Annotated in this window: 21 protein-coding genes; 7 read left to right on the top strand and 14 right to left on the bottom strand. The window is 67.0% G+C overall.

The genetic code is table 11. The features are described 5' to 3' along the window. Window positions 1-4 precede the first annotated feature (4 nt). The 11 genes from XAN126_RS0111980 to XAN126_RS0111930 form a co-directional block, all read right to left on the bottom strand. Window positions 5-802, bottom strand: a complete 798-nt coding sequence (locus XAN126_RS0111980; RefSeq protein ID WP_024278833.1) for a YdcF family protein — start codon at window positions 800-802, stop codon at window positions 5-7. A 31-nt stretch (window positions 803-833) separates the two neighbouring features. Beyond that, entirely contained in the window at window positions 834-1,571 is a 738-nt protein-coding gene (locus tag XAN126_RS0111975) for an ABC transporter ATP-binding protein (RefSeq protein WP_024278832.1), read from the bottom strand. Continuing rightward, window positions 1,571-2,872 carry a lipoprotein-releasing ABC transporter permease subunit gene (locus XAN126_RS0111970; RefSeq protein ID WP_024278831.1) on the bottom strand — a complete coding sequence of 434 codons (1,302 nt, stop codon included), beginning with the start codon at window positions 2,870-2,872 and terminating at the stop codon, window positions 1,571-1,573. The genes XAN126_RS0111975 and XAN126_RS0111970 overlap by 1 nt, the downstream gene beginning before the upstream one ends. Further along, window positions 2,869-4,191 (bottom strand): proline--tRNA ligase, encoded by a 1,323-nt coding sequence (proS, locus tag XAN126_RS0111965; RefSeq protein WP_024278830.1) that lies wholly within the window; start codon window positions 4,189-4,191, stop codon window positions 2,869-2,871. The genes XAN126_RS0111970 and proS overlap by 4 nt, the downstream gene beginning before the upstream one ends. A 577-nt stretch (window positions 4,192-4,768) precedes the next feature. After that, window positions 4,769-5,212: a VOC family protein gene (locus tag XAN126_RS0111960; protein ID WP_024278829.1), complete on the bottom strand. Its 444-nt coding sequence runs from the start codon at window positions 5,210-5,212 to the stop codon at window positions 4,769-4,771. Window positions 5,213-5,221: 9 nt separating this feature from the next. Beyond that, window positions 5,222-5,596 carry an SUF system Fe-S cluster assembly protein gene (locus tag XAN126_RS0111955; protein ID WP_024278828.1) on the bottom strand — a complete coding sequence of 125 codons (375 nt, stop codon included), beginning with the start codon at window positions 5,594-5,596 and terminating at the stop codon, window positions 5,222-5,224. Then, the gene (locus tag XAN126_RS0111950; protein WP_024278827.1) at window positions 5,593-6,840 is read right to left on the bottom strand and encodes a cysteine desulfurase; all 1,248 of its coding nucleotides are present in this window, start codon (window positions 6,838-6,840) and stop codon (window positions 5,593-5,595) included. Before XAN126_RS0111950 ends, XAN126_RS0111955 begins: the two co-directional genes overlap by 4 nt. A 198-nt stretch (window positions 6,841-7,038) precedes the next feature. After that, entirely contained in the window at window positions 7,039-8,367 is a 1,329-nt protein-coding gene (gene sufD, locus XAN126_RS0111945) for a Fe-S cluster assembly protein SufD (protein ID WP_024278826.1), read from the bottom strand. Between the two features lie 11 nt (window positions 8,368-8,378). Further along, window positions 8,379-9,128, bottom strand: coding sequence for a Fe-S cluster assembly ATPase SufC (sufC, locus tag XAN126_RS0111940; protein ID WP_024278825.1), 750 nt, complete (start codon window positions 9,126-9,128; stop codon window positions 8,379-8,381). Between the two features lie 92 nt (window positions 9,129-9,220). Continuing rightward, the gene (gene sufB, locus XAN126_RS0111935; RefSeq protein ID WP_024278824.1) at window positions 9,221-10,693 is read right to left on the bottom strand and encodes a Fe-S cluster assembly protein SufB; all 1,473 of its coding nucleotides are present in this window, start codon (window positions 10,691-10,693) and stop codon (window positions 9,221-9,223) included. 107 nt (window positions 10,694-10,800) lie between these two features. Continuing rightward, the gene (locus tag XAN126_RS0111930; RefSeq protein ID WP_348550907.1) at window positions 10,801-12,051 is read right to left on the bottom strand and encodes a cysteine desulfurase family protein; all 1,251 of its coding nucleotides are present in this window, start codon (window positions 12,049-12,051) and stop codon (window positions 10,801-10,803) included. 309 nt (window positions 12,052-12,360) lie between these two features. Here XAN126_RS0111930 and XAN126_RS0111925 point away from each other — a divergent pair, with 309 nt between their 5' ends. Beyond that, window positions 12,361-13,023: an alpha/beta hydrolase gene (locus XAN126_RS0111925; RefSeq protein ID WP_024278822.1), complete on the top strand. Its 663-nt coding sequence runs from the start codon at window positions 12,361-12,363 to the stop codon at window positions 13,021-13,023. 213 nt (window positions 13,024-13,236) lie between these two features. Here the strand turns inward: XAN126_RS0111925 and XAN126_RS0111920 are convergent, their stop codons facing one another. Then, window positions 13,237-14,346 carry an anhydro-N-acetylmuramic acid kinase gene (locus tag XAN126_RS0111920; protein WP_024278821.1) on the bottom strand — a complete coding sequence of 370 codons (1,110 nt, stop codon included), beginning with the start codon at window positions 14,344-14,346 and terminating at the stop codon, window positions 13,237-13,239. A gap of 102 nt (window positions 14,347-14,448) precedes the next feature. On the opposite strand from XAN126_RS0111920, the gene tyrS reads away from it, so the two are divergent. Both tyrS and rimO read left to right on the top strand, forming a co-directional pair. Continuing rightward, entirely contained in the window at window positions 14,449-15,699 is a 1,251-nt protein-coding gene (gene tyrS, locus XAN126_RS0111915) for a tyrosine--tRNA ligase (RefSeq protein ID WP_024278820.1), read from the top strand. A gap of 190 nt (window positions 15,700-15,889) precedes the next feature. Continuing rightward, window positions 15,890-17,212: a 30S ribosomal protein S12 methylthiotransferase RimO gene (gene rimO, locus XAN126_RS0111910; RefSeq protein WP_024278819.1), complete on the top strand. Its 1,323-nt coding sequence runs from the start codon at window positions 15,890-15,892 to the stop codon at window positions 17,210-17,212. 205 nt (window positions 17,213-17,417) lie between these two features. On the opposite strand, the gene XAN126_RS0111905 is transcribed toward rimO, so the two are convergent. Then, a complete protein-coding gene (locus XAN126_RS0111905; RefSeq protein WP_024278818.1) occupies window positions 17,418-18,125 on the bottom strand; it encodes a type 1 glutamine amidotransferase in 708 nt (235 codons plus the stop codon). A gap of 377 nt (window positions 18,126-18,502) precedes the next feature. On the opposite strand from XAN126_RS0111905, the gene XAN126_RS0111900 reads away from it, so the two are divergent. Then, complete coding sequence (locus XAN126_RS0111900; RefSeq protein ID WP_024278817.1) at window positions 18,503-19,060, top strand: manganese efflux pump MntP family protein; 558 nt, start codon at window positions 18,503-18,505, stop codon at window positions 19,058-19,060. A gap of 228 nt (window positions 19,061-19,288) precedes the next feature. Continuing rightward, window positions 19,289-19,906: a 30S ribosomal protein S4 gene (gene rpsD / locus XAN126_RS0111895; protein ID WP_024278816.1), complete on the top strand. Its 618-nt coding sequence runs from the start codon at window positions 19,289-19,291 to the stop codon at window positions 19,904-19,906. Between the two features lie 97 nt (window positions 19,907-20,003). Here the strand turns inward: rpsD and XAN126_RS0111890 are convergent, their stop codons facing one another. After that, the gene (locus tag XAN126_RS0111890) at window positions 20,004-20,327 is read right to left on the bottom strand and encodes a DUF1476 domain-containing protein (RefSeq protein WP_024278815.1); all 324 of its coding nucleotides are present in this window, start codon (window positions 20,325-20,327) and stop codon (window positions 20,004-20,006) included. A gap of 355 nt (window positions 20,328-20,682) precedes the next feature. On the opposite strand from XAN126_RS0111890, the gene purC reads away from it, so the two are divergent. Then, window positions 20,683-21,477 (top strand): phosphoribosylaminoimidazolesuccinocarboxamide synthase, encoded by a 795-nt coding sequence (gene purC, locus XAN126_RS0111885; RefSeq protein ID WP_024278814.1) that lies wholly within the window; start codon window positions 20,683-20,685, stop codon window positions 21,475-21,477. Between the two features lie 166 nt (window positions 21,478-21,643). Continuing rightward, window positions 21,644-21,886: a phosphoribosylformylglycinamidine synthase subunit PurS gene (purS, locus tag XAN126_RS0111880; RefSeq protein ID WP_024278813.1), complete on the top strand. Its 243-nt coding sequence runs from the start codon at window positions 21,644-21,646 to the stop codon at window positions 21,884-21,886. The last annotated feature ends 5 nt before the right edge of the window (window positions 21,887-21,891 follow it).

The raw sequence follows: 21,891 nt of genomic DNA, 5'->3' as shown, positions 1-21,891 counted from the left end.
ACGCTCAGGGCGCCGGAAACAGCGCGCTGGTCTTGCCCGAAAGATAGTAGGCGACGAGACCCACCCACTCCTTGATCGACACATCCGCCATATCGAGCCCGACCGCCGTGCGCGAGAAGGTCTCGTTGAGCTCGTTCGGGCCGGCGGTGCGGAAATCGACCGGATAGGGGATCACGTCGAAGTCCACCTTGCGGAAGCAGCCGACCGCACGCGGCATGTGGAACGCGCTCGTCACCAGCAGCCATCGCTCGCCCGGCTTGGGCTTCAGCAATTCCTTGGTGAAAAGCGCGTTCTCTGCGGTGTTGCGTGAATGGCTCTCGAACTCGACCCGCTCCGGAGCAATTCCGAGTTCGGGCAGGGCGATCATCGTCATGCGCGCTTCGGTGAGCGTACTGGAGGTGCCCTTGCCGTTGCCGCCCGAGAAGACAAGCCGGACATCGGGGTACTTCCGCGCCAGCGCTCCGAAGGCGATGGCGCGCTCGCCGGCATTGGCATAGGCCGGCACGCCACGCGCGATGCCCACCTCGGCCACTTCCGCCCCGCCCAGGAGGATCACGCCGGTGATCGGCTCATCGCCCCGGTAGATGGGAAAGCGCTCCTCCAGGGGGTTGAGGAGATAATTGGACACCGGCGAGAAGCCCAGCACCCCCCAGCCGACGATGGAAACGGCGAGAAGCCCCAGTCCCCACCGACGCCCGCTGGCGATCGCCAGAAAGAGGCCAAAGCCGCCAAGCAGCATCAGCAGGTTGGACGGCGCGACGAGGAACCAGAACATCTTGGAGGCGGCGAAAAACGAATCCATTCCACCCTCTGGGAGCGCCCCGTGGCGCCCGTCAGGCCAGCTCCACCACCTTGCCTTCGCGCAGGGTGACACGCCGGTCCATGCGGGCGGCGAGGTCGAGATTGTGGGTGGCGATCAAGGCCGCCACCCCGGTGGCCCGCACCAGCTCCGACATGGCGCTGAACACGTGGTCGGACGTCTTGGGATCAAGGTTGCCCGTGGGCTCGTCCGCCAGCAGCAGCCGTGGCGCGTTGGCGAGCGCGCGGGCGATGGCGACGCGCTGCTGCTCGCCGCCCGACAGCTCGGACGGCCGATGGGTGAGGCGGGCGCCGAGACCGAGATAGGAGAGCAGCTCCTTGGCCCGCGTCTCCGATTCCTTCTTGGTGAGGCCGCGGATCATCTGCGGCATGGCCACGTTCTCCAACGCCGTGAACTCGGGCAGGAGATGATGGAACTGGTAGACGAAGCCGATGGAGAGCCGGCGGATGCGCGTGCGCTCGGCATCCGGCAGGCGGGCGGTGGGCGCGCCGTCGATGAACACCTCTCCGGCGTCGGAATGCTCCAGCAGCCCGGCGATGTGCAGCAGGGTGGATTTTCCGGAGCCGGACGGCGCTACGAGGGCCACCGACTGCCCCTGGGCGATGCCGAGGTCGGCGCCGCGCAGGATTTCCAGCGCCCCCTGCCCCTGCGCATAGCGCCGCACGACGCCGGCCAAAGCCAGCGCGAACTGGGGACGGGAGCCGGTGCCGGGGCCGCGACCGCGAACTTCGGGCGGGGTGGGCATGTCCATCACTCGTACCTCAGAGCTTCCACCGGATCGAGCCGGGCGGCCCGCCAGGACGGATAGAGCGTGGCCAGGAACGAGAGCGCCATTGCCATCAGCACCACGGAGGAGGTTTCGCCGAAATTCATCTGCGCCGGAAGGCGGGACAAATAATAGAGCTCGGGCGAGAACAGCTCCGTGGCGGTGAGCCAGGAGATGAACTGGCGGATGCTCTCGATGTTGAGGCACACGATCACGCCGAGCAGCAGGCCCGAGAGCGTCCCCACCACGCCGATGGAGGCGCCGGTGATGAAGAAGATGCGCATGATGGAGCCCTGCGTGGCACCCATGGTGCGCAGGATGGCGATGTCGTGCCCCTTGTCCTTCACCAGCATGATGAGGCCGGAGACGATGTTGAGCGCCGCCACCAGCACGATCAGCGTGAGGATGAGGAACATCACGTTCCGCTCCACCTGCAGCGCGCCGAAGAAGGTGGCGTTCCGTACTCGCCAGTCCACGAGATAGACTGGCCGCTCCGCCGCGCTCTGGATGGCGGCGCGCAGCTCGCCCACGTCGTCGGGATTATCGAGATAGACCTCGATGGCGTTCACGTCGGCGTTGCGGTTGAAATAAGCCTGCGCCTCCGGCAGCGGCATGAAGACGAAGGCGCTGTCGTATTCCGACATGCCCACCTCGAACACCGCGGCGATCTTGTAGACCTTGATGCGGGGAGAGGTGCCCATGGGCGTCACCGCGCCGCGCGGGGCGACGAGGGTGATGTTGTCGCCCGCACGCAGGGACAATTGGTCGGCGAGGCGCTTGCCGATGGCGATGCCCTGCCCCTGGTCGAAATTCTCCAGCGTGCCCTGGCGGATGTTATGGGCGACGGACGGCAGGCCGCGCAGGTCCTTCTCCGCCATGCCGCGCACCAGCACGCCCGAGGCGCCGAAGGGCGAGGAGGCGAGCGCCTGCCCCTCCACCAGAGGCACCGCGATGCGGATGCCGTTGAGCGCGGCGATGCGCTGGGCCACCGCCTTGTAGTCGGTGAGCGGTGATTCCAGCGGCTGCACCAGCACGTGGCCGTTGAGGCCGAGGATCTTGCCCAGCAGCTCCTGCCGGAAGCCGTTCATCACCGCCATGACGATGATGAGCGTCGCCACCCCCAGCATGATGCCGAGGAAGGAGAAGCCGGCGATGACGGAGATGAAGCCCTCCTTGCGGCGGGCCCTGAGATAACGCAACGACAGCATCCACTCGAACGGCGCGAAGGGGCGCGTACCGGTGGTGTCCCCGCCTGCCCTCGCCGCCGCCGCATGGGTTGCCGTCATGCCTTCAGCCTCTCCACAATGTCGCTCGGGGCGATCAGCTCGCGCGAGCCGTCCACCCGGCGCTTCAGTTCCACCTTGCCCTCGGCGAGGCTCTTCGGCCCGACCAGTATCTGCCACGGCAGGCCGATGAGATCGGCGGTGGCAAACTTGGCGCCGGCGCGCTCCTCGGTGTCGTCGTACAGCACGTCGTAGCCGGCAGCAGTCAATTCCGCGTAAAGGGCGCCGCAGGCCGCCTCGGTCGCGCTGTCCCCGACCTTGAGGTTCAGGATGCCCACCTGGAAGGGCGCGACCGCGTCCGGCCAGATGATGCCGTTCTCATCGTGAGACGCCTCGATCATGGCCGCCACGAGGCGCGAGGGGCCGATGCCGTAGGAGCCCATGTGGATGGTGTGCTCCTTGCCGTCCGGGCCGAGCACCTTGGCGCCGAAAGGCTCGGAATATTTGGTGCCGAAATAGAAGATGTGGCCCACCTCGATGCCGCGCGCGGCGAGGCGGCGGTCTTCCGGGATGGCCTCGAAGGCTGCCGTGTCGTGCTTTTCGGAGGTCGCGGCATAAAGCTGCGTCCAGCGGTCGAACACGCTTTGCAGGCCGGCGGGATCGTCGAAGTTCACATCGGCGGGGGGCGGCGCCATGTCGAGATAGTCGCCATGGCAGAACACCTCGCTCTCGCCGGTGGAGGCGAGGATGATGAACTCGTGGGAGAGGTTGCCGCCGATCGGTCCCGTGTCCGCCACCATCGGAATCGCTTTCAGGCCCATGCGGGCAAAGGTGCGCAGATAAGCGACGAACATCTTGTTGTAGGAATGGCGGGCCCCGGCCGCGTCGAGATCGAAGGAATAGGCGTCCTTCATCAGGAACTCGCGCGAGCGGTAGACGCCGAAGCGCGGGCGCACCTCGTCCCGGAACTTCCACTGGATGTGGTAGAGGTTGAGGGGCAGCGCCTTGTACGACTTCACATAGGCGCGGACGATCTCGGTGATCATCTCCTCGTTGGTGGGGCCGAATAGCATCTCGCGGTCGTGCCGGTCGCGGATGCGCAGCATCTCCTTGCCGTAGTCGTCATAGCGGCCGCTCTCGCGCCAGAGGTCCGCCGACTGGATGGTCGGCATCAGCATCTCGATGGCGCCGGCGCGATTCTGCTCCTCGCGGATGATGTTGCAGACCTTGTTCAGCACGCGCAGGCCGAACGGCAGCCAGGCGTAGATGCCGGCCGATTCCTGCCGGATCATGCCGGCACGCAGCATCAGCCGGTGCGAGACGATCTCCGCCTCCTTGGGCACCTCGCGCAGAATGGGAAGGAAATAGCGGGACAGTCGCATCGGGTGGCTCGGACTTTTCGTGCGGAGGGAAATCAGGCTGGCGGGAGTGAAAGCGGAAGGGCGGCCAAAACACAAGGGCAGTGGCGCGAATGCGGTGCCATGCAACCATATTGCGACGCAGCGAACGACTTATTGCGGCGCAAGGATGACAAACGACAGATTCTTGTTCTATTTTCCCCCCGCACAAGAAAGGGGACCGTCACCGGCCGGCCAGACGGCGGTGAATGCGGTTCAGGTCTCGGGAGGAGAGGTAAGAAAAAGCCGACCGACGGCCGCCTTTGATGGCGCATACGGAATCGGCATCACGGATTGGCCGCGCAGCCCCCAAAGCGGACTTAGATCTGCAGGCAGCGCTGGAGCCGTGGATTAAAAAAGGCGAGGCCCGCTCCGGGCCTCGCCTTTTTCTTTTGGGGCTTGGCGGTCGCACGACGATACCCCCTCCGCATCACTGATCGTCATCCCCCGCCTTGTGCGGGGGGATCCACGGTTCGGCCGGGGCGGCTCTTTCGATGATGCACCGGACGAACGGCAAAGTGGATCGCCCGGACGAGGCGGGCGATGACGGCGAATCTGTGCGCTAATAATTCTCCCAGAGCCCAGGGCTGGCGATCTCCGCGAGGTTTCCGTCCGGATCGCGGAAATAGAGGCTCGTGGAGCCCTTCGGCCAATGCACCTCGCCCTCGATGGCGACGCCGTGCGCCATCAGGTGCGCGCGCCGGCGGTCCATGTCGGCGGCTTCGGCGGAAAAGGCGAAGTGCAGGCGGCCGGCGCCATCGTGCGGGGGAATCGCGCCGCCGAAGGGCAGCGTGATGGACGCGTCGGCCGATCCGCGCAGGAACAGCAGAAGCACGGTGCCGCCGACCGGATAGGCGGCGAAACGCGCATCGTCCAGCATGGGCACGAGGCCCAGCACGCCTTCGTAGAAGCCGCGCGCCCGGTCGAGGTCGTCCACGTAGAGGCCGGTTTCCAGCACCCGGCCGAGGGGCGGCGCACTGCGCGCGGTCCCCTGCCCGTCAGGCATGACGCGGGCTCACCACAAGTTGAGCGTGGCGCGGGCTTCCTCGGACATGCGGCCCTGGTCCCACGGCGGATCGAAGGTGATGTCCACCTTCACGTCCGAGATGCCGGGCACGGCCGCGACGGCGCTCTCCACCATGCCGGGCAGTTCGGCGGCGGCAGGGCAGTTCGGCGTTGTAAGCGTCATCTCGACAGCAACGGTGCGGGCATCCGAGATATCGACCTTGTAGATCAGGCCAAGCTCGTAGATGTCCACCGGGATTTCGGGATCGTAGACCGTCTTGAGGGCGATCACGATGTCGTCGGTGAGCCGCGCAAGCTCCGCCTCCGGGATCGGAGACTGGATCTGCGGCTGGTTCGGCGCCTCGATCGACTTGGTATCGGTCATGCGAACAAATCCTGCGCCTTGACGAGGGCGTCAAAGAGACGGTCCACGTCGGCGCGCGTGTTGTAAAGAGCAAACGATGCGCGGCATGTCGCTGTCGCACCATATCGGGCCAAAAGCGGCTGTGCGCAATGGGTGCCCGCCCGTACCGCGACACCGTAGCGGTCGATGATGGTGGCCACGTCGTGGGGATGGGCGCCCTTCATCTCGAAGGAAATGATGGCGCCCTTGTCCGCCGCCGTGCCGATGATCCGCAGGGAATTCAACGCCCTCAAGCGCTCGTGGGCATAGGCCGAGAGATCGTGCTCGTGCGCGGCGATGCGCTCGCGGCCGATGGACTGGACATATTCCATTGCAGCGCCAAGGCCGATGGCCTGCACGATTGGAGGTGTTCCAGCCTCGAAACGGTGCGGAGGTACCCCGTATGTGACGGTCTCCTCCGTCACCTCGCGGATCATCTCGCCGCCGCCCTCATAGGGGGGCATGGCCTCCAGCAGTTCCTTCCTGCCGTAGAGCAGGCCGATGCCGGTGGGGGCATAGAGCTTGTGGCCGGTGACGGCGTAGAAATCGACGTCGAGGTCGCGCACGTCCACGGGCATGTGAACGATGGCCTGGCAGCCATCCACCACCACCTTGGCGCCGACCGCATGGGCCGCCGCCGCGATCTCCTTGATGGGCGTCACCGTGCCCAGCACGTTGGACATGTGGGTGATGGCGACGATCTTGGTGCGCGGCCCCAGCAGCGCCTTGAAGGCGTCGAGGTCGAAGGAGCCATCCTCCCGCACCGGCGCCCATTTGATGACGGCGCCCTTGCGCTCGCGCAGGAAGTGCCACGGCACGATGTTGGAATGGTGCTCCATGATGGAGAGCACAATCTCGTCGCCCGCCTCGATGGACTGGCCGAGGGAGGAGGCCACCGTGTTGATGGCGCCGGTGCCCGAGCGGGTGAAGATGATCTCGTCGATGCTGCCGGCATTCAGGAAGGCGCGCGCCGTCTCGCGGGCATGCTCGAACGCCTCGGTGGCGGCGTTGGCGAGATAGTGCAGGCCGCGATGGACGTTGGAATATTCCCGCTCATAGGCGGTCACCATGCGGTCGATCACCTGCCGCGGCTTCTGGGCGGAGGCGGCATTGTCGAGATAGGTGAGCGGATGGCCGTTCACCTCCAGCGACAGGGCCGGAAAGTCCGCGCGCACCCGCTCCATGTCGAAGGAGCCATTGGCGACGGCGGGGTGGGGCTCAGTCATGGCCAAATCCTTCTGGCAATGTCCTCAAGGAATGTCGGTCGGCCTCGTTGGCCTTGCGGCCTCGGAGCGCCACTATCTCTCGTTTGCGTCGCCCTCCGGCTCGATCGGAGGGTCCATCTCTCCGCTGGCCCCGGCGGCCGTGGGTCCTCCAGTCAAGCTGGAGGATGACGGTGGGGAGGCGGATGGATGCCGCGCTGCCTACCCCGCCCGCTTTTCCAGCCACCCGCTGATCCGCTCGATCAGCAGGTCGCGCAGGTCCGCATTCTCCACATATTCCACCGCCTCGCCGAGGAAGGCCTGGATGAGGAGCATCTCGGCTTCCTTCTCCGGCAGGCCGCGCGAGCGCAGGTAGAACAGCATGGAGCGGTCGAGGGCGCCGGCGGTGGCGCCGTGGCCGCACTGGACATCATCCGCGAAGATTTCCAGCTCCGGCTTGTTGTCCATCTCGGCGCGGTCGGAGAGGAGGAGCGACTGGCTCATCATCCGCCCGTCGGTCTTCTGGGCGGCCCGGCGCACCACGATCTTGCCCTGGAACACGCCGTGGGCATCGTCGGCGAGCACGGTCTTGAACAGCTCGCGGCTCTCGCCCCCCGCCACCGCATGATCGATGACAAGGGTCGTGTCCGAATGCTGGCGACCACGGGCGAGGGTCGCGCCGCGGATGCCGGCATGGGCGCCGGTGCCCTCGAAGCGGCCGTAGACGTTGTATCGGGCCAATGCAGCGCCCTGGGCGAGGGCGAACAGGTTCAGCTTCGCCTCGCGCCCCAGCTCCAGCATGAGGGTGCCGAAGTGGAAGGCGGCGTCGCCCTCCTCCTGGATGCGCACGAGATTCACGACAGCACCGTCGCCCACAACCAGCTCAACCGCGTGGTTGGACTGGTAGGCGACGCCATCGCGCCCGGCGAAGGTCTCCACCAGTGTCACCTCGGCGCCTGCGCCCACCACCACGACGGTGCGGGTGAAGCCGGCGACGGCCTCGGCGCCCGGAAAGGCGTGGGCGATGTGCACCGGCCGCGCGGCCTTCACCCCGGCATCGACGCGGAGCGCGACGCCCTCGCCGAGAAACCCGGTGTTGAGGGCCAGCGGCCCGTCATAGCGGCTCGGCGACAGGGCATTGATGCGGTCGGCGAGCGGATCGCCGGCGGCAATGGCGGCATCCAGCGGCAAGGCGGTGACGCCTTCCGAGAGCGCCGCGAAGTCCGAGCCGGCGCGGGAGAGCACGCCGTTCACGAACAGGATGCGGCCCGCGTTCGGCAGCGACGGCACGAATGGCGCAGCTTCCAGATCCTCCACCGTGCCCGGCGCGGGGGCGCGATTGGGCACGTCGCGGATGGCGGCGCGCAGGTCGGTGTACTTCCACTCTTCCACACGGCGGCTGGGCAGGCCGTGGGACAGGAAAGCGTCGCGGGCGGCGCGGCGGAGTTCAGGGATGCGCCCCTGCCCCGCCTCGGTGGCGATCGACGCCTCGAGCGCGGCGGCGATGGCCTCTTCCGCCGCCGTTCGGGCGGGTCGGACGTTAATGGTCATGGTGCCGTCCTTCACGCCGCGTCCTGCGCGTACGCCGCGTAGCCCGACTCTTCCAGCTCCAGCGCCAGCTCCGGCCCGCCGGAGCGAACGATGCGGCCCTTGTGCATCACGTGCACCACATCCGGCACGATATGGTCGAGCAGGCGCTGATAATGGGTGATGACCAGCATGGAGCGCTTAGGCGATCGCAGCGCATTAACGCCGTGAGACACCACCTTGAGCGCGTCGATGTCGAGGCCGGAATCGGTCTCATCCAGAATGCAGAGCTTGGGCTCCAGCAGGGTCATCTGGAGGATTTCGTTGCGCTTCTTCTCGCCGCCGGAGAAGCCGACATTGACGCCGCGCCGGAGCATGTCCTGCGAGATGCCGAGGTCCGGCGCCTTCGCGCGCACCAGCTTCAGGAAGTCGGGGGTGGAGATTTCCTCCTCGCCGCGCGCCTTGCGCTGGGCGTTCATGGCCGCCCGCAGGAAGGTCATGTTGGCGACGCCGGGGATTTCGATGGGATACTGGAAGGCGAGGAAGACACCCGCCGCCGCGCGCTCGCTGGCGTCGAGCGCGAGCAGGTCCGCGCCATCGAAGGCCACGCTGCCATCCGTCACCTCATAATCGGGCTTGCCCGAGAGGACATAAGAGAGCGTGGACTTGCCGGAGCCGTTCGGCCCCATGATGGCATGCACCTCGCCATCCGGGATGGTGAGGTCGAGGCCCTTGAGAATCTCGTTCTCGCCGATGCGGGCGTGGAGATTGCGGATTTCGAGCATGGTCGGTCCTTGAAATGTCGATCCGCGCGGCTGCGCCCCGAAGGACGCGCTGCGCGAGAAGGGATGGAGCCGGCGGCGCGCCGGCCGGTTCGTCAGCCCACCGAGCCTTCCAGGCTCACGGCGATCAGCTTCTGCGCCTCGACCGCGAATTCCATGGGCAGATGCTGGAGCACGTCGCGCACGAAGCCGTTGACGATGAGCGCCACCGCCTCCTCCTGCGAGAGCCCTCGCTGGAGGCAGTAGAACAGCTGGTCCTCGGAGATCTTGGAGGTGGTCGCCTCGTGCTCGAACTGGGCCGAGGCGTTCTTGGCCTCCATGTAGGGCACGGTGTGCGCCCCGCAGAGATCGCCGATGAGGAGCGAGTCGCAGTTGGTGAAATTGCGCGCGCCCGTCGCCTTGCGGTGGGCCGAGACGAGCCCGCGATAGGTGTTGTCCGAGTGCCCGGCGGCGATGCCCTTGGAGATGATCCGGCTCGACGTGTTCTTGCCGAGGTGGATCATCTTCGTCCCCGAATCCACCTGCTGGTGGCCGTTGGAGATGGCGATGGAATAGAATTCGCCCTGCGAATTGTCGCCACGCAGGATGCAGCTCGGATACTTCCAGGTGATTGCCGATCCGGTCTCCACCTGGGTCCAGGAGATCTTGGAATTGTCGCCGCGGCAGTCGCCGCGCTTGGTGACGAAATTGTAGATGCCGCCCTTGCCGTCCTTGTCGCCGGGATACCAGTTCTGGACGGTGGAATACTTGATCTCCGCATCCTTCAGCGCTACCAGCTCGACGACCGCCGCATGCAGCTGGTTCTCGTCGCGCTGGGGCGCGGTGCAGCCTTCCAGATAGCTCACATAGGCACCTTCATCGGCGATGATGAGGGTGCGCTCGAACTGGCCGGTGTTGCGCTCGTTGATGCGGAAATAGGTGGAAAGCTCCATGGGGCAGCGCACGCCCTTCGGCACATAGACGAAAGAGCCGTCCGAGAAGACCGCCGAATTGAGCGTGGCGTAGAAATTGTCGGACACGGGGACCACCGAGCCGAGATACTTCTTCACCAGCTCGGGATGCTCGCGGATGGCCTCAGAGATGGGCATGAAGATCACGCCCGCCTTGGCCAGCTCCTCCTTGAAGGTGGTGGCGACCGACACGCTGTCGAACACCGCGTCCACCGCCACCTTCGAGCCGCCCTCGCGCTGGATGCCGAGCAGCGCATCGCGCTCGCGCAGGGGGATGCCGAGCTTCTCGTAGGTCTTGAGGATTTCGGGGTCGATCTCGTCGATGGACTTCGGCGCCGCCTTGGGGGCCGAGTAATAATAATAGTCCTGGAAATCGATCTTCGGGTAGCTCACCCGCGCCCAGGTGGGCTCTTCCATGGTGAGCCAGCGCCGGTAGGCGTCGAGCCGCCATTCCAGCATCCACTCCGGTTCGTTCTTCCGGGCGGAGATATAGCGAACGGTGTCTTCCGACAGGCCCTTGGGGGCCTTCTCGCTCTCGATATCGGTGACGAAACCGTACTTGTACTGATCCACGTCGATCGCGCGGACGCGTTCGACGGTCTCCTGAACCGCAGGCATCTCTCTTCTCCTCTCCCACGCGGGGTCAAGGCCCGCGGGTCAAGTCCGTGTGCCGCACATCATGCGCGGCGTAATTCCCCTAACCGCGCAAAGCGCGGCTTAATCCGCTATGCCGCGCGCGAAGCGCGGCTTCTCAGCTGCGGCACGGCCTTTTTCAAGGCTTCGACCGCGGCATCCACATCCTCGATGGTGCTCGACCAGCCGAGCGACAGGCGAATGGCGCCCGCCGCCTCATCCTCGGGCAGTCCCATGGCCAGCAGCACCTGCGAGGCGCCGACCTTGCCGGACGAGCAGGCAGAGCCGGCACTGATGCTTACGTGGGCGAGGTCCAGCGCGATCACCAGTGTCTCGGCCCGAAGTCCGGCGAATGTGACCATGGTGGTATTGGGCAGGCGATCGGCACCCGAGCCCACAACCCTCGCTCCAGGAACGCCCTCCAGCACCGCCCGTTCCAGACGGTCGCGCAGCACGGCAAGCCGATCCGCCTCGGCGGAAAGCGCTGCCTTGACGGCATTTGCAGCCGCGCCGAAGCCGACGATGGCCGGCCCGTTCTCGGTGCCCGCACGCCGGTTGCGCTCCTGCCCGCCGCCAGATAGCAGCGACACGGTGCGATGGTCAGGTCCCGCCGCCACCAGCGCGCCAACGCCGGGGGGGCCGCCGATCTTGTGGGCGGAGAGGGCCAGGAAATCGGCGCCGAGTGCCGCCATGTCCAGCGGGATGCGCCCGGCGGCCTGCACCGCGTCGCAGAAGACGATGCCATCCACCTCACGCACCAGCCGCGCCGCCTCGGCCACGGGCTGGATCACGCCGGTCTCGTTGTTGGCGGCCATCACCGCGAGCAGGACGCGCCGGCCGGAGGCGCGATGGCGGGCCAGCGCCTCGGCCAGCGCGGCCAGATCAAGCCGCCCCTCGCCGTCCACCGGCAGGATTTCCAGCGCGTCGGAGGGGAAACGATGGCCCTTGAGAACGGCCGGATGTTCCACCGCGCTCGCCAGCAGCACGTCGCAGGGCTTGGCCCGGCCAGCGATCTCGACAGCGGGATGCAGCGCCAGCGCCGCCGCCTCGGTGGCGCCGGACGTGAAGACCACGCCCCGGACGGGCGCACCCGCCAGCGCCGCGACGGCCGCGCGGGCAGCCTCGATGCGGGCGCGCGCGGCGCGGCCTTCAGCGTGGACGGAAGAGGCATTGCCGCCGGCATCCAGCGCGGCGACCAGCGCGGCGCGGGCCTCGGGCCGAAGGGGGCTCGTGGCGTTGTGATCGAGATAGGCGCGGCGAGGCACCGCCGGGCGGGAAGCGATGGTCGCCTCAACCGTGCCCGCGATGGTACCCATCTGCCGTGACGCGTCGCCCGCGCTCATCTCCGCCTCCCGGCCGCATGTGCCAAACGCACCCGCGACCCGTGCCAGGCTTGCAATTGCCGGCGATCTCCGTCATAGGTCAAACTTCACCCGTTCTCACAACGCAGCGCCCCTCGGTTCGCGCAGCCGCCGGGAACAAATTAGAATTATTCTAAATAGATAGGTCTCGCGCGTCCGTTAGTCAAGCATTACCGTTCCGGCGTCAAGTCGACAGGGGTCATGCTGACGGGTTCCCGCGCCGGACCCGTCGTCCTATAGGACGGAACGGGCGCGCCGCGCGTCATTGCTACCCAGAGGTTGCAGACTTCCATGCCAGAAGTGATCTTCCCCGGCGAAAAGGGGCGCCTCGAAGGCCGCTACCAGCCCGCCAAGACCCGCAACGCGCCCATCGCCATCATTCTTCATCCGCACCCGCAGTTCGGCGGGACGATGAACAATCCGGTCGTGTACAATCTGTACTACCAGTTCGTGAACCGCGGATTCTCGGTGCTGCGCTTCAACTTCCGGGGCGTCGGCCGCTCGCAGGGCTCGTTCGACCACGGCCAGGGCGAGCTTTCGGACGCCGCCGCCGCGCTCGACTGGGCGCAGTCGGTGAACCCGGACGCCCGCGCCTGCTGGATCGCCGGCTTCTCCTTCGGCGCGTGGATCGGCATGCAGCTGCTGATGCGCCGTCCGGAGGTGGAAGGCTTTATCTCCATCGCAGCGCCGGCGAACCTCTACGACTTCTCCTTCCTCGCCCCCTGCCCCTCCTCCGGCCTGTTCGTCCATGGCGACAAGGATGCGGTGGTGCCCACCTCCGCGGTGCAGACGCTGGTGGAGAAGCTGAAGACCCAGAAGGGCATCGTCATCGAGCAGCAGGTGGTGCCCGGCGCCAACCACTTCTTCGACGGCAAGACCGAGGATCTGATGGGTGTGGTCGGCACCTATCTCGACAAGCGCCTCCCCGGCACCCGCAAGGACAGCGCCGCCTGAGCGCGGCTCTCCCCGCTTGAACGGCGCGCTTCGGCGCGCCGTTTTCGTTTGGGAGGTTGGTCTGGAGCCAACCGTGCTCCCTCTCCCCTTGCGGGAGAGGGCTGGGGTGAGGGGTATCGCGCCTTTTGCCCGGCCTGTTGGTTGGCGAACCCCGACCAGCCCCCCTCACCCCCTACCCCTCTCCCGCAAGGGGAGAGGGGTGCCAGAGACCCCTCAAGGCCGGAACAGCACCCCACCCGTCATCGGCGCCGCCACCCCGGTGGTCGTAGGAAACGTCAGCGGCAGGCCCCGCACGGAACGCGCGGCGAGATAGCCGAAGGCGTGGGCCTCCAGCGCATCGCCGGACCACCCCACCTTGTCCGCCGTGCGCACCTCCGCCCCGAGACGCTCCGCCAACATGGCGAGCAAAGTCGGATTGCGCGCGCCGCCCCCCGCGATGATCCACACCACAGGACGCCGGGGTAGGAACGGCACGATGGCCGCGACCGTCGCCGCAGTCAGGGCCGTCAGCGTCGCCGCGCCATCCTCGACGGACAGGCCCGCCAGCCCCATCCGTTCCGCCACGCCACGCCGAAAGGCGTTGCGATCCAGTGACTTGGGCGGCGGCTGTTGGAAGAAGGGGTCGGCCAGAACAGCCGCGACGCGCTCCTCGTCCACCCGCCCCCGCGCCGCCGCGCGGCCATCCGCGTCGAAGGGCACGCCGGTGCGGTCTTTCAGGAAATCGTCGATCAGGGCGTTGCCCGGCCCGGTATCGCAGGCGATGGGCGGGGCATCGCCATCGATGACCGTGACATTGGCGACCCCACCCACATTCAGCACCGCCACCGGCTGCGGCAGGGTGAGCCGCCGCACCAGCGCCTGATGGAACACCGGCACCAGCGGCGCCCCCTGCCCGCCCGCCGCCACATCCACCGCGCGGAAATCCGCCACCACCGGGATGCCCAGCGCCGTAGCCAGCCGCTGCCCCTCGCCGATCTGCACGGTCAGGCGCGCATCGGGCCGGTGGATCACCGTCTGGCCGTGGAAGCCCACGAGATCGATGTCGCCGGGGGTGAACCGCAGCGGCTCCAGCAGCGCCCGCACCGCCTCGGCATGGAGATCGGTGATGCGGCGCTCGGCTTCCGCCAGCGCGCCCGGCCTATCGTCCCGATGGTTCACGCCCCGCGCATCTTCCATGGCGGTGACGAGGAGGGCGCGGGTCATGGCGTCGATGGGACGGGTAATGGCCGAGCCGAGCCAGCCGACGCTCTCGCCGTCAGTCTCGATCAAGGCGGCGTCGATGCCGTCCATGGAGGTGCCGCTCATCAGCCCGACCACACGCATATCCGCCCCCTCGCCTCACGCACATGCATTCTTGCGCCGGACCTGATACACCACCGCTCCTTTCCGGCGCGTGAGCGCCAGCCTCAAGCCTCGATTTGTGTGATGACTTCTCCTTCCTTCCGCTCCGACTTCCTGCGCACGCTTCACGAGCGCGGCTACATCCACCAGTGCTCGGACCTCGAGCGCCTCGACGCCAAGGCCGCGGAAGGGCCCATCACCGCCTATATCGGCTTCGACGCCACCGCATCGAGCCTGCATGCGGGGCACCTGCTCTCCATCATGATGCTGCGCACCTTGCAGCGCACCGGCCACCGGCCGATCGCGCTCATGGGCGGCGGCACCACCAAGATCGGCGACCCGTCCGGCAAGGACGAGGCCCGTAAGATGCTGACGGATCAGCAGATTTCGGACAATATCGCCTCCATCCGCAAGGTCTTCGCGCGCTTCCTCGATTTCGATGGCGGCGCCATCATGGAGAACAATGCGGGCTGGCTCGACGAGCTGAAATACATCCCCCTCCTGCGCGAGGTGGGGCCGCATTTCACCATCAACCGCATGCTCACCTTCGATTCGGTGAAGCTGCGCCTGGAGCGCGAGCAGCCGCTCACCTTCCTCGAATTCAACTACATGATCCTGCAGGCCTATGACTTCGTGGAGCTGAACCGGCGCCACGGCTGCATGCTGCAGATGGGCGGCTCCGACCAGTGGGGCAACATCGTCAACGGCATGGAGCTGGGCCGCCGAATGCACGGTGCCGACCTCTTCGCTTTGACAACCCCGCTGCTCACCACCTCCTCCGGCGCCAAGATGGGCAAGACCGCCGGCGGCGCCGTGTGGCTCGATGCCGACCTGCTCTCGCCTTACGAGTACTGGCAGTACTGGCGCAATGCGGGCGATGCGGACGTGGAGCGCTTCCTGAAGCTCTTCACCGAGCTGCCGCTGGATGAGATCGCCCGCCTCGCCACCCTCCAGGGGCAGGAGATCAACATCGCCAAGGAGGTGCTCGCCACCGAGGCGACCGCGCTCCTGCACGGCCGCGAGGCCGCCGAGAAGGCCAAGGAGACCGCCCGCACCACCTTCGAGCAGGGCGCTCTGGCCGTGGACCTGCCCACCGTCGAGCTGCCGCGCGCGAAGCTGGAGGCGGGCCTGCCCGTCGCCAACGCCTTCGTGGAGGCCGGCCTTGTCGCCTCCACCAGCGAGGCGCGCCGCCAGATCAAGGGCGGGGGCCTTCGCGTGAACGACGCCGTTGTGACCGACGAGAAGGCAACGCTCGACCTCGCGGCGCTCACCCCCGAGGGCGTGGTGAAGCTCTCCATGGGCAAGAAGAAGCACGTACTGCTGAAGCCGGTGTGAGGCGCGGGGTCGGCGTCCGGCCCCTCCTCCCTCCTTCGGCCACAAAGGCCCGCCAGAGACCCGGCGTTGACGGCCCCGTCGCGCTGCCGTAAGCGCACGCCCTTCGCACAGCCACCTGTTTCAACGCATTTTCGTCACGCGAACCGGTACCCCTTCGCTGGAAAATGCTTCAGAAAGAACCTGCCTCCCCATGGCCGAGCCCGCGCCGCGCATCTCCTTCGTTTCCCTCGGCTGCCCGAAGGCGCTGGTGGACAGTGAGCGCATCGTCACGCGCCTGCGCGCCGAGGGTTACGAGCTGACGAAGACCCATCAAGGCGCGGACCTCGTCATCGTCAACACCTGCGGCTTCCTCGACAGCGCCAAGGCGGAAAGCCTGTCCGCCATCGGCGAGGCGCTGGCGGAGAACGGCAAGGTGGTGGTCACCGGATGCATGGGCGCAGAACCTGAGCAGATCCGCGAGGTGCACCCCAGCGTCCTCGCCATCACCGGCCCGCAGCAATATGAGAGCGTGCTCGCCGCCGTCCACGAGGCGGTGCCACCGCAGCACGATCCCTTCCTCGATCTCGTGCCCGAGCAGGGCGTGAAGCTCACGCCCCGGCACTATGCCTATCTGAAGATCTCCGAAGGCTGCTCCAACCGCTGCACCTTCTGCATCATCCCCAAGCTGCGCGGCGATCTCGTCTCCCGCCCCGCCGCCGACGTGCTGCGCGAGGCCGAGAAGCTGGTGAAGGCGGGGGTGAAGGAACTGCTCGTCATCTCGCAGGATACCTCCGCCTACGGGGTGGACCTGCGCTATGCGCCGAGCCAGTGGGGCGACAAGGAAGTGGCGACCCGCTTCCTCGACCTAGCCGCCGCGCTGGGCGACCTCGGCGCCTGGGTGCGCCTGCACTATGTTTATCCCTATCCGCACGTGGATGCGGTGATGGAGCTGATGGCCGCCGGCAAGGTGCTGCCCTATCTCGACATTCCCTTCCAGCACGCGAGCCCCACCGTGCTGAAGCGTATGAAGCGCCCGGCCTCGCAGGAAAAGACCCTCGCCCGCATCCAGGCGTGGCGGGCGGCGGTGCCGGACCTGACGCTCCGCTCCACCTTTATCGTCGGCTTCCCGGGCGAGACGGAAGCGGAGTTCGAGGAGCTTCTGGCCTTCATGGAAGAGGCCGAGATCGACCGCGCCGGCGCCTTCAAGTTCGAGCCGGTGCGCGGCGCCGATGCCAATGCCCTGCCAGACCCTGTTCCTGACGAGGTGAAGCAGGACCGCTACGACCGCTTCATGCGCACCCAGCAGAAGGTCTCGGCGCGGCGGCTGAAGAAGAAGGTGGGCACCCGCCAGCAGGTCATCATCGATTCCGTGAGCGCACAGGGCGCGATCGGCCGCACCAAGGGCGATGCGCCGGAGATCGACGGCACGGTGAAGGTGGTCTCCCGCCGCCCCCTGCGCGTGGGCGAGATCGCCACGGTCAAGATCGAAGCCGCCGGGCCTTACGACCTCACCGGCACGGCCGTGGGGTTCTGAGCGCAGCCTGCGCGCGCACGGCGGCCAAGCCCCTCCCCCATTCGTACGTCATCGCCCGGCTCGTCCGGGCGATCCACCCATTCGCCTGCGCGCTGCCCGAAGAACCGACCCGGCCCAACCGTCATTGCCCGGACGAGCCGGGCGATGACGGTATTAGGCTGCGATACCCCGTCTCCCGCGAGGGGAGAAGGGGGGAGCTCGCCCCTCACCACGTCGCCTTGAAGTTCCGGTAAAGCTGCTCCGCCGCCGCCGCGAAAACCGGCATCCGCTCCTTTGTCGCGGCCTCCAGCAGCGCCTGCCCGCCGGCTCCGGTGATGGCCTCCAGCGCGCAGCGGTATTCGGGAATCACGCCCCATTCAGGCACCGTCGCGTCGGTCAGCTCCACATGATACTGGATGCCGAACGCCTTTTCCCCGACCTGCAGCGCCTGAATGGCGCAATGCTCGTTCTCGGCGAGCACCACCCCGCCCGGCGGCAGGGCCAGCACGGCGGCGCCGTGCCACTGGAGGGTCGGGAAGGTGGGGGCGAGCCCCTTGAACAGGGGGGATTCGCGCCCGGCCGACGTCAGCGACACGTCGGTGACGCCCACTTCCGGCCGGGGCATGAGACCGACCTTGCCGCCGAGCGCATCGGCGAGCAACTGGTGGCCGAGGCAGACGCCGAGATAGGGCTTGCCGGTGGCCATCCAATCTCGGATCGCCGCCTTCTCGGCGACGAGCCAGGGCAGTTCCTCCTCCTGCCACACGTCCATGGGGCCGCCGAACACCATCAGGGCGGCATAGTCGTCGAAGGCCGGGATGGTCTCGCCCTCATCCAGCTCCACGGCATCCCATAGGACGCCATCGGCGCGCATGAAGTCGCGGAAGCGGCCGGGGTGCTCGCAGGCGACATGCTGGAAGACCAGGACTTTCACGGACGTTCTCCATGGACAACGCGGCTGTGGCGACGATCGCGCGTGCGGTGGCTGGTGCCCCGATAAGACCAGTCGCGCCACGGCCCGGCAACAGGTTTTCCTCCCACGCAAATCGCGATTGCGAGTTAGTTGCGCTAAAGAGTTCGGCCCGCGGGTTTACCGCGCTCCTGCGAAGCCGCTATCAGAGGCGCAATCGGGGAGTAGCCACCGCCTGGGAGACGCGCCGGGCGGGGTCGTGCCAACAGGCTTGCGCGGATTGCGCATGGCGCGGCCAGCCGAAATGTTCGGCCCGGCGAGACCGTGACGCACCGGTTCGCGCGCGGACGGGCTGGATGCGCCAGGGTTCTCAAAGCCTCCCCCTCCGCCTGGATAGATAAATGTCACCCGCCACGATCCTCGTGCTCGCCCTGAGCATGTCCGTTGATGCTTTCGCCGTCAGCGTCGGCCGCGGCGCCGCCATGGGCCGCCCGCGATTCGCCGAGGCCCTGCGCACCGGCATGGTGTTCGGCCTCGTCGAGGCCGCGACGCCGGTCATCGGTTGGGTGGCCGGCCTTGCCGCCAGCAGCTATGTGGAAGCGGTGGACCACTGGATCGCCTTCGCTTTGCTCGGCGGCGTCGGCCTGCACATGCTGGCCTCCGCCTTCTCCACGCGGGACGAAGCGGCGCCGCGCGGGCGCTCTCTGCCGGTGCTGCTGGCCACGGCCTTCGGCACCAGCATCGATGCCATGGCGGTGGGCGTCTCGCTCGCCTTCCTCGATGTGAACATCTGGATCACCGCTGCCGCCATCGGCCTGACCACCTTCATCATGTCGTCGGGCGGCATGCTGATCGGGCGCCTCGTGGGCGTGCGTCTCGGGCGGGTGGCGGAGGTGGTCGCGGGCCTCGCCCTGGTCGCCCTCGGCGCGACGATTCTCGTCGAGCACCTCACCGCCTGAGGGCGAAAAGCGCCGCCGGCGTTGACTCGACACGCTTTCGCGACTAAGAACCCGCCACCTCGCGGGCCGGAAGTGGCCCGCTTGGCGTTTCACGCACCCGTGGCTTCGCAAGGCAGCGCGCCGGGCGAGCCTGTCGGCGGAACGGTCCGGAACCTCTTGGTTCCCAAGCCATTTCGCAGAGGAGGGGCGCGATCCAAACCCGAACGAACCAACAGGGATTCGCGTTACATGAGCAAGCGCATTGCGGCCAAGCACAAGATCGATCGCCGTATGGGCGAGAACATCTGGGGCCGCCCCAAGAGCCCGGTGAACCGTCGTGAGTACGGTCCCGGCCAGCACGGCCAGCGCCGCAAGGGCAAGCTGTCCGACTTCGGCGTGCAGCTGCGCGCCAAGCAGAAGCTGAAGGGCTATTACGGCTCCATCGGCGAGAAGCAGTTCCACAAGGTGTATGTCGAGGCCTCGCGCCTCAAGGGCGACACCGGCGCCAACCTCATCGGCCTGCTGGAGCGCCGCCTGGACGCGGTGGTCTACCGCGCCAAGTTCGTGCCCACCATCTTCGCCGCCCGCCAGTTCGTCTCCCACGGCCACGTGAAGGTGAACGGCAAGCGCGTGAACATCCCGTCCTACCTCGTCAAGGTGGATGACGTGATCGAGGTGAAGGAAGCCTCCCGCCAGCTCGCCATCGTGATCGAGGCGCAGCAGCTCGCCGAGCGTGACGTGCCCGACTACATCGAGCTCGACACCCACAAGCTCACCGCGCGCTTCGCCCGCATCCCAGAGCTGAACGAGGTGCCCTACCCGGTTCAGATGGAACCGAACCTCGTGGTCGAGTTCTACTCGCGCTGATCCGGCGCGGGACCCGAAAAAGAAAAGGCCGCCCGGTGGGCGGCCTTTTTGTTTGGGCCGCCGCGTCACGGGACGCGGCGGGAAACCCTGTGCGGGCTCAGCTGCCGGACTTCACCTCGGCCGCGGCAGCGGCGAGGAACTCGTCCATGTTGCGGCGGATCTGGTGGTCGGAGACGTCCACCTGCTTGGCGTCGAAGTCGGCGCGCAGCTTGCGGAACACGTCGTCGTCACCGGCTTCCTGCAGGTCGGCCTCGACGACGGACTTGGCGTAGGCAAGAGCCTCCTCGCCGGCGAGACCGAGCTTCTCGGCGGCCCACAGGCCGAGCTTCTTGTTCCGGCGGGCGAGCGCCCGGAACCGCGTCTCCTCGTCGAGCGCGAAAGCCTTTTCGAAACCTTCCTCGCGCTTGTCGAACGTGGTCATGGCACCCCTCTTCCTGCGAATGGGCGGCCGGCGGCCGGCCTGATCTGTTTGCGCGGACATGGCTGATTTGGGTTGCCGCTGCACTCACGCAAGGGCAGCCGTCGTCCGCACGCGCGCCTTGAATATCCCCCGCCTCATATTAGATCAACGGCAGTGAGGCGCCGTGCCCCGTCCCGACCATGCGACCTGATGGCCGCCCGGCCTCTTCAAGGGGATGGCACGGGTGGGCGCATCGGGACGCGCGTTGTATCCAGCCGTCCAATCGGCTAGTGTCCGATCGGGCTTGGGATGTCCTTGAAACAGACATCCCCGGTCCAGCCGAGGAGCGTCACCCGAACGGAGCCTTGGCAAACCCATGGATTTCCTCAATCAGCGGTATATTCCCATGAGCCGCCGCCGCCGAATCTACGAAGGCAAGGCGAAAGTCCTCTATGAAGGACCCGAGCCCGGCACACTCATTCAGCACTTCAAGGACGATGCCACGGCCTTCAATGCGAAGAAGCACGATGTCATCGACGGCAAAGGTGTGCTGAACAACCGGATTTCGGAGTACATCTTCTCCCGGCTGAACGACATCGGGGTGCCGACCCACTTCATCCGCCGCTTGAACATGCGCGAGCAGCTCATCCGGGAAGTGGAGATCATCCCCCTCGAGATCGTGGTGCGCAACGTCGCCGCCGGCTCCATCTCGACCCGCCTCGGGATCGAGGAGGGCACGCAGCTGCCGCGCTCGATCATCGAGTTCTATTACAAGAACGACGCGCTCAACGACCCGATGGTGTCGGAAGAGCACATCACCGCGTTCGGCTGGGCCACCACCCAGGAAATCGACGACATCATCGCGCTCGCGATCCGCGTCAACGACTTCCTGTCCGGCCTCTTCCTCGGGGCCGGCATCCGTCTCATCGACTTCAAGATGGAATGCGGCCGCCTGTGGGAGAACGACATGATGCGGATCGTGGTCGCTGACGAGATCAGCCCCGATTCGTGCCGGCTCTGGGACATCAAGTCCAACGACAAGATGGACAAGGACCGCTTCCGCCGCGACATGGGCGGCCTCGTGGAGGCCTACACCGAGGTTGCGCGCCGGCTCGGAATCCTGATGGAGAACGATCCGACGCAGGGCAAGGGCCCCGTCCTCGTGAAGTGACGCGTCAATTCGGGCGGGGGCGTTGTTTCCCATACCCGAAAAGTGCTAGGCGGGGGCCGGATCGGCCCCCGTTTTGCGTTGCCGGGCCCTGTGCGGGCCAGGCGGTGCCCGGCGGCGGGCAAGCAACAGCGCGGGCGCAAGCGCGTGCCATGAAGGCGAGGTTTCCATGAAGGCCCGAGTGATCGTCACCCTCAAGTCGGCGGTGCTCGACCCGCAGGGCAAGGCCATCGAAGGCGCGCTGCGGTCGCTGGGTGTGGCCGGCGTGCAGAGCGTGCGGCAGGGGAAGGTGTTCGACGTGGAGCTGGCCGGCAACGACCGCGCCGCCGCCGAGGGCGCCCTCAAGGAAGCCTGCGACAAGCTCCTCGCCAACACCGTGATCGAGACCTACAAGGTCGAATTCGCCGAGTGACGGGC

Source organism: Xanthobacter sp. 126, from assembly GCF_000526175.1.
GTDB lineage: Bacteria > Pseudomonadota > Alphaproteobacteria > Rhizobiales > Xanthobacteraceae > Xanthobacter > Xanthobacter aminoxidans.
Note: the sequence above shows the minus strand (reverse complement) of the source record. Positions and strands in the feature narration are given on the sequence as shown.

Bases quoted from the DNA above. Each gene is read 5' to 3' on its own strand.
- XAN126_RS0111980 (WP_024278833.1), bottom strand. From the start codon at position 802: ATGGATTCGTTTTTCGCCGCCTCCAAGATGTTCTGGTTCCTCGTCGCG.
- XAN126_RS0111975 (WP_024278832.1), bottom strand. From the start codon at position 1,571: ATGGACATGCCCACCCCGCCCGAAGTTCGCGGTCGCGGCCCCGGCACC.
- XAN126_RS0111970 (WP_024278831.1), bottom strand. From the start codon at position 2,872: ATGACGGCAACCCATGCGGCGGCGGCGAGGGCAGGCGGGGACACCACC.
- proS (WP_024278830.1), bottom strand. From the start codon at position 4,191: ATGCGACTGTCCCGCTATTTCCTTCCCATTCTGCGCGAGGTGCCCAAG.
- XAN126_RS0111960 (WP_024278829.1), bottom strand. From the start codon at position 5,212: ATGCCTGACGGGCAGGGGACCGCGCGCAGTGCGCCGCCCCTCGGCCGG.
- XAN126_RS0111955 (WP_024278828.1), bottom strand. From the start codon at position 5,596: ATGACCGATACCAAGTCGATCGAGGCGCCGAACCAGCCGCAGATCCAG.
- XAN126_RS0111950 (WP_024278827.1), bottom strand. From the start codon at position 6,840: ATGACTGAGCCCCACCCCGCCGTCGCCAATGGCTCCTTCGACATGGAG.
- sufD (WP_024278826.1), bottom strand. From the start codon at position 8,367: ATGACCATTAACGTCCGACCCGCCCGAACGGCGGCGGAAGAGGCCATC.
- sufC (WP_024278825.1), bottom strand. From the start codon at position 9,128: ATGCTCGAAATCCGCAATCTCCACGCCCGCATCGGCGAGAACGAGATT.
- sufB (WP_024278824.1), bottom strand. From the start codon at position 10,693: ATGCCTGCGGTTCAGGAGACCGTCGAACGCGTCCGCGCGATCGACGTG.
- XAN126_RS0111930 (WP_348550907.1), bottom strand. From the start codon at position 12,051: ATGAGCGCGGGCGACGCGTCACGGCAGATGGGTACCATCGCGGGCACG.
- XAN126_RS0111925 (WP_024278822.1), top strand. From the start codon at position 12,361: ATGCCAGAAGTGATCTTCCCCGGCGAAAAGGGGCGCCTCGAAGGCCGC.
- XAN126_RS0111920 (WP_024278821.1), bottom strand. From the start codon at position 14,346: ATGCGTGTGGTCGGGCTGATGAGCGGCACCTCCATGGACGGCATCGAC.
- tyrS (WP_024278820.1), top strand. From the start codon at position 14,449: ATGACTTCTCCTTCCTTCCGCTCCGACTTCCTGCGCACGCTTCACGAG.
- rimO (WP_024278819.1), top strand. From the start codon at position 15,890: ATGGCCGAGCCCGCGCCGCGCATCTCCTTCGTTTCCCTCGGCTGCCCG.
- XAN126_RS0111900 (WP_024278817.1), top strand. From the start codon at position 18,503: ATGTCACCCGCCACGATCCTCGTGCTCGCCCTGAGCATGTCCGTTGAT.
- rpsD (WP_024278816.1), top strand. From the start codon at position 19,289: ATGAGCAAGCGCATTGCGGCCAAGCACAAGATCGATCGCCGTATGGGC.
- XAN126_RS0111890 (WP_024278815.1), bottom strand. From the start codon at position 20,327: ATGACCACGTTCGACAAGCGCGAGGAAGGTTTCGAAAAGGCTTTCGCG.
- purC (WP_024278814.1), top strand. From the start codon at position 20,683: ATGGATTTCCTCAATCAGCGGTATATTCCCATGAGCCGCCGCCGCCGA.
- purS (WP_024278813.1), top strand. From the start codon at position 21,644: ATGAAGGCCCGAGTGATCGTCACCCTCAAGTCGGCGGTGCTCGACCCG.